This is a genomic window from Lutispora sp., assembly GCF_041687175.1.
Classification (GTDB): domain Bacteria; phylum Bacillota; class Clostridia; order Lutisporales; family Lutisporaceae; genus Lutispora.
This window is the reverse complement of sequence record NZ_JAWLCK010000178.1, coordinates 1-4,211: the sequence shown is the minus strand read 5'-3', so window position 1 is coordinate 4,211 and position 4,211 is coordinate 1. Positions and strand designations below refer to the sequence as shown.

Here is a 4,211-nt window from a genome sequence, read left to right as displayed (position 1 = left end):
ATCAAAAGTTAAAAGAAGGTCACAAAGTAGTAGGCAAAAAGATAGGACTTACTTCGGTAGCTATGCAGCAAGTATTTAATGTAGATCAGCCTGATTATGGTCATCTTCTGGACTCTATGGAAGTAAAGAATGGCGCTTCCATAACCATGGATAAGGTTATGCAGCCAAAGATCGAAGGAGAGATTGCTTTTGTATTGAAGGAGGATCTTAAGGGACCAAATGTTACTACTGAGGATGTAATTGCAGCCACAGATTATATAGTGCCCTCCATAGAAATAGTATGCAGCCGCATAAAGGATTGGAAAATCAAACTGGAAGATACGGTTGCTGACAATGCTTCTTCCGGATTGTTCATTTTGGGAGATAACAAATTCGCCATTGATCAAGTGGACATTATTAATGAGGAAATGAAGCTGTATAAGAATGGAGTTATGGTGAATCAGGGTAGAGGAGAAGATGCCTTTGGAAATCCTGCTTACTGTGTAGCATGGCTGGCCAATAAGCTGTCCGAGTTTGGAGTTACCCTGAAAAAGGGCGAAGTAATATTATCAGGAGCTTTGTCTGCTGCTGTAAGTGCGGAAGCCAATGATACCATAACCGTTAGTTTTTCCAATCTTGGAGATGTTACAGTGAAGTTTGTGTAAGGAGTTGTTTTCATTGAGTGATAAAGTAAAAGTTGCAATAATAGGGCCCGGTAATATTGGGTCAGACCTGATGTATAAGATAAAAAGAAGCAGAAATATGGAACTTGCATACATGATCGGCATATATGAGTCAGAGGGAATTGCTCGTGCAAAGGCAGAAGGTATAAATACCACAACCAAAGGTTTAGAGGATGTAATAGATATAGAGGATATAAAGATATTCTTTGACTGCACTGGAGCTAAAGGACATCTGCACCATGCACCTTTATTAAAAGAAAAGGGAAAGATAGCCATAGATTTGACTCCTGCTGCTGTAGGTCCCTACGTGGTTCCCGCAGTGAATATGAACGAAGAAATGCTGAAGCAGGTTAATGTGAATATGGTTACCTGTGCAGGCCAGGCCGCAATCCCAATAGTTGCAGCAATAAATGAGGCAGCAGATGTAGAATATGTTGAAATAGTTTCCAGCGTCAGCAGCAAAAGCGCCGGACCTGGCACCAGGCAGAATATAGATGAATTCACTGAAACCAGCAAAAAGGCTTTAGAGCAGGTGGCAGGAGCAGATAAGGCAAAAGTCATCATAGTCCTCAATCCTGCAGAGCCTCCAATAAACATGAGAAATACCATTTATACCCTTGTTAAAAATCCGGATTTCCCTAAAATTAAAAAGGCTATCGAAGACATGGTGGAAAAGATAAAGACCTATGTGCCCGGCTACAGCGTATTGATGGACCCCATAATGGATGATAATAAAGTTACAATCATGATAGAAGTAAAGGGTCTGGGAGATTTCCTGCCTGTCTATGCAGGCAACCTGGATATTATCAATTGCGCAGCGGTTCAGATGGGAGAAGCCTACGCTGCCAAACTATTGGAGGTGAAATAGACTATGAGCAGGATATATATAACCGACACTACATTGAGGGATGGGAGCCACTCAGTTTCCCATCAGTATACTCTCAAGGACGTGGAAAAAATAGCAGGGGCTTTGGAAGAAGCAGGAGTAGATATTGTGGAGCTAGGCCATGGTGACGGCCTTACAGGCTCTACGATTAACTATGGTTTTGCACCTCATGATGATTTTGAATATATAAGGGCAGGAGCTTCTGTACTAGATAAATCAAAGCTTGCTGTGCTTCTCATACCCGGCATAGGGATAGTCAAGGATTTGAAGAAGGCTAAAGAATGCGGCGCCAAAGCAGTGAGAGTAGCTACTCACATAACTGAAGCGGATATTTCCGAGCAGCATATAAAGGCTGCCAAGGATATGGATCTCTTTACAGTAGGCTTCCTGATGATGGCCCATATGGTTGACAAGGAAAAGTTGCTGGAACAGGCTCTGCTTATGGAGAGCTATGGGGCCGATGTGGTATATGTGACCGATTCAGCAGGAGCCTTGCTGCCCCATGAAGTATATGAAAGGGTAAAGTATTTGAAGGAAAACCTGAAGGTACCTATTGGACATCATGCCCATAACAACCTTGGTGTGGCAGTAGCCAATAGTATAGCAGCTATACAAGCAGGCGCCACCTATGTAGATGGTTCATTGATAGGATTGGGAGCCGGCGCAGGAAATACTCCCACTGAGATGCTGGTAGCAGTCCTGAAGAAAATGAACATGGACATCAATGCTGATTTGTATAAAACCATTGATGCAGGAGATAATGTTTTGATTCCCATCATCAAAGAGAAGGGCAAAGAATTGCCTGGATTTAGTTCAGACTCGTTGATGATTGGCTACACCGGAGTGTATTCAAGCTTTATGCTTCATGCAAGAGCAGCTGCCAATAGATTTGGTGTAGATGTGAGAGATATATTGATAGAATTGGGGAAGAAAAAGGCAGTAGGCGGACAGGAAGACTGGATTATTGAAGTAGCCTATGAGCTTTCAAAGGATAAGCAATAGAAGCAATAAATTTGCTTCTATTTTTTTGGTCAAAAACAGTTATCTGTAAGCTTAGACAAATTGATAACTAATTATCAAGAGTGATATAATATCAACAATGAGCTTTCGTAAAAGCAAAAGTATTTGAAATATAGCAAAAGACAAAGCAAATCAAAAGGAGGTCAAAATATACTTATGGAACTTATAAAACTTACTGAAAAGAATTCCAATTATGATGCATTGATAATTCCATTCGGAAGTGAATTGGAGACTACAGAGTGCATTCCGGAAGAGGCCAAGGTCCCAGTGAAAGCTGCAATAGAAGCCGGATTTTTTAAAGGAGAAGATGGAGAGATATATAAGCTTTCGATGCTGGCAGAAGGGAAAATTCAGAATATAGTGCTTGTTGGTCTTGGCAATAAGGATAGAATTAACAACAGATCCTTATTCATAGCCTTTTCAAAAGCTTATTCTGCATGCAAGAAAATGAAGGCAAGAATCATCAGAGTGGTCCTTGATAATGCCAAAGAGTACATAGAGGATTATGATGTGGTGGAAAAGATATGTGAAGGAACTTTGTTCGCGGATTATGAATTCAATGAGTACAAATCGGAAGTAAAGCCCAGCACTATTGAAAGAGTTGAATTCGACACTACCTATGACAGGTTTGACGAAGCTCTTGCAGAGGCCAAGGTTTGTGCAGAAAGCACCATACTGGCCAGGGATTTGATAAACCAGCCGCCTGCTTTTATGACTCCTGCCCAGCTGGCAGAGGAAGCAAAGAATGTGGGAGAAGAATGCAATATTGAGGTCATGATTATACATAAGCCTGAAGCAGAGGAATTAGGTATGAATGCTTTCCTGGCAGTGGGAAAAGGCTCTGTAAACAGCCCTAAAGTAATTGTTATGAAATATTTTGGTGACAAAGACAATGAGGATGTAATAGGGCTTATTGGCAAAGGCGTTATGTATGACAGCGGCGGATATTGCCTCAAACCATCTGCTTCTTTGCATACCATGCACGGAGATATGAGTGGAGCTGCAGCAGTTATAGGAGCCATAAGAGCCATAGCCAAAATGGAATTGAAGGCAAATGTGGTAGGTGTCATCGCTGCCTGTGAAAACAGAATATCTGGAGAGGCCTATTTGCCTGGAGATATACTTAAGTCCATGTCTGGCAAATATATAGAGATGAACAACTCGGATGCTGAGGGCAGACTTACCCTGGCAGATGCCATAACCTATGCCATTAGAGAGCAGAAGGTGACTAAGGTTATCGATATAGCCACATTGACAGGAGCAGTAAAGATGGCTTTGGGGAACAAAACTGCAGGAATAATCTCCAATGATGAAGAATTGGTGAGATTTGCTCAAGAGGCTTCCGAGATTGCCTGTGAGAAGGTTTGGAGGCTTCCGGCAGATAAAGAGTTGAGGCCTGTATTGAACTCCAGCATAGCAGATCTGAAAAACAGTGCTATAGGGACCACTGTTGGTGGAGGCACTATCTTAGGAGGCCTATTTATACAGGAATTTGTAGAGGATAAACCCTGGCTTCATATAGATATAGCTGGTACCAACTGGACCCATGAGGATCTGCCTTACTGCCCCAAAGGCGGTATAGGCTTCGGCACCAGTCTGCTTTATAATATAGTAAAGCTAATGAGTAAATAGGGGAAGAGAAC

4 protein-coding genes are annotated in these 4,211 nt (G+C 42.0%); all 4 read left to right on the top strand.

The annotated features are described in order from the left end of the window. A partial coding sequence (locus tag ACESM9_RS14730; RefSeq protein ID WP_373000387.1) for a 2-keto-4-pentenoate hydratase occupies nt 1–644 on the top strand: 644 nt, incomplete at its 5' end. Nucleotides 645–657: 13 nt separating this feature from the next. Next, a complete protein-coding gene (locus ACESM9_RS14725) occupies nt 658–1,530 on the top strand; it encodes an acetaldehyde dehydrogenase (acetylating) (RefSeq protein WP_373000384.1) in 873 nt (290 codons plus the stop codon). Nucleotides 1,531–1,533: 3 nt separating this feature from the next. Beyond that, entirely contained in the window at nt 1,534–2,550 is a 1,017-nt protein-coding gene (gene dmpG / locus ACESM9_RS14720) for a 4-hydroxy-2-oxovalerate aldolase (protein ID WP_373000381.1), read from the top strand. 174 nt (nt 2,551–2,724) lie between these two features. Then, nucleotides 2,725–4,200: a leucyl aminopeptidase gene (locus tag ACESM9_RS14715; RefSeq protein ID WP_373000378.1), complete on the top strand. Its 1,476-nt coding sequence runs from the start codon at nt 2,725–2,727 to the stop codon at nt 4,198–4,200. The last annotated feature ends 11 nt before the right edge of the window (nt 4,201–4,211 follow it).

Coding starts and splice junctions, on each gene's coding strand:
- ACESM9_RS14715 (WP_373000378.1), top strand. CDS start 2,725: ATGGAACTTATAAAACTTACTGAAAAGAATTCCAATTATGATGCATTG.
- dmpG (WP_373000381.1), top strand. CDS start 1,534: ATGAGCAGGATATATATAACCGACACTACATTGAGGGATGGGAGCCAC.